Source organism: Slackia sp. (assembly GCF_977041755.1).
Map to the genome: position 1 here is coordinate 1 of NZ_CDRRGL010000229.1, position 1,441 is coordinate 1,441.

Here is a 1,441-nt window from a genome sequence, read left to right on the forward strand (position 1 = left end):
GGCATTCCGCAGGGCGCATGGCACAAGGCTGACATGTCGGGCGATAGGATCGACGAGGGCGGTTGCGTGAACACGCTGACAACCTACAAGCCCACGCCGCTGGCCAAGGGCAACGGCACGGCGCATTCGATGATCGTCCAGGTTGCCAAGGCGTAAAGCGCGAGTAAGAAAGAGGGGGAATTGAAAAATGGCTTACGGATTTTATTTCGATAGCACGCGCTGCACGGGCTGCCGTACCTGCGAAATGGCGTGCAAAGACTATCACGACCTGTCCACCGAGGCGGCTTTCCGTCGCGTGTTCGACTATGAGGGTGGCGAGTTCGTCGAGAATGCAGACGGCACAGTGACCGCCACCACGTATGCGTATCACCTGTCTGAGGCATGCAATCACTGCGAAAGCCCGAAGTGCTTTGCTGCATGCCCCACGGGTGCGATTGAAAAGGATGAAGACGGCATCGTCTACATTAAGGAAGACGTGTGCACTGGCACGGGTGCCTGTGTGGACGCCTGCCCGTTTGGCGTGCCCATTCTGGTGAAGGAAAAGAACAAGGCCGTGAAGTGCGACATGTGCCGCGATCGCATCGCCGAGGGCAAGCGCCCCATTTGCGTTGAGGCCTGCCCGCTGCGCGCTCTTGAGTGGGGCGATTTGGACGAGCTGAAAAAGGCGCACCCCGATGCGGTGCACGCCATCGCGCCGATGGCCGACCCGTCCATCACCAACCCGAGCGTTATCATCAACGCCTGCCCAGCCGCTAAAGAAGTCGGCGATACCACGGGCGCCGTGGCGAACGAGAAGGAAGTTACGTTTGCATAAGCAAGGGTAGCTGGTCGAAAGCCTCGCGTATCAGCGCGAGGCTTTTGCCGTATTATTGGAAAGATGTTTTTTAACGCAAGGGGGTGCGGCAATCTTGTACGGGTTTTTCTTCGACAATTCGCGATGCACGGGTTGCCGCACGTGCGAGATGGCGTGCGTCGATTTCAATAATCTTTCGGTGGGTCGCAGATACCGCCGTGTAATCGATTACGAGGGCGGCTCGTGCGAGCTTGCCGCCGATGGCACTGCGAAAACCACAGCGTTTTGCTACCACATATCGCTCGCATGCAATCACTGCGCCAATCCCGAATGCGTGCACGTGTGCCCTACGGGTGCCATGCATAAAAACGAACTCGGCCTGGTATGTGTCGACGCGCATAAATGCATCGGTTGCGGATATTGCACCATCGCGTGTCCGTATCATGCCCCGTCCATCAATCCCGAAGCGCATCAAAGCTCAAAGTGCGATGGGTGTACGAGCCGCGTGGAGCAGGGCAAGCGTCCCATATGCGTGGAAGCGTGCCCTCTGCGTGCGCTCGACTTCGGCGAGGTGGACGACTTGCTTGCGCGCCACGCTGACACAACGAGCGATGTGGTGCCGTTGCCTTCTTCGGAATACACGAACCC

Annotated in this window: 2 protein-coding genes; both read left to right on the top strand. The window is 58.4% G+C overall.

What is annotated here, in order from left to right:
• The first annotated feature begins 187 nt into the window (after positions 1-187).
• Positions 188-814 carry a 4Fe-4S dicluster domain-containing protein gene (locus ACWI8T_RS09935; RefSeq protein WP_123219937.1) on the top strand — a complete coding sequence of 209 codons (627 nt, stop codon included), beginning with the start codon at positions 188-190 and terminating at the stop codon, positions 812-814.
• A gap of 94 nt (positions 815-908) precedes the next feature.
• Positions 909-1,441: 4Fe-4S dicluster domain-containing protein (locus ACWI8T_RS09940; RefSeq protein ID WP_449138815.1), on the top strand; the 533-nt coding region annotated here is incomplete at its 3' end.

Coding starts and splice junctions, on each gene's coding strand:
- ACWI8T_RS09935 (WP_123219937.1), top strand. CDS start 188: ATGGCTTACGGATTTTATTTCGATAGCACGCGCTGCACGGGCTGCCGT.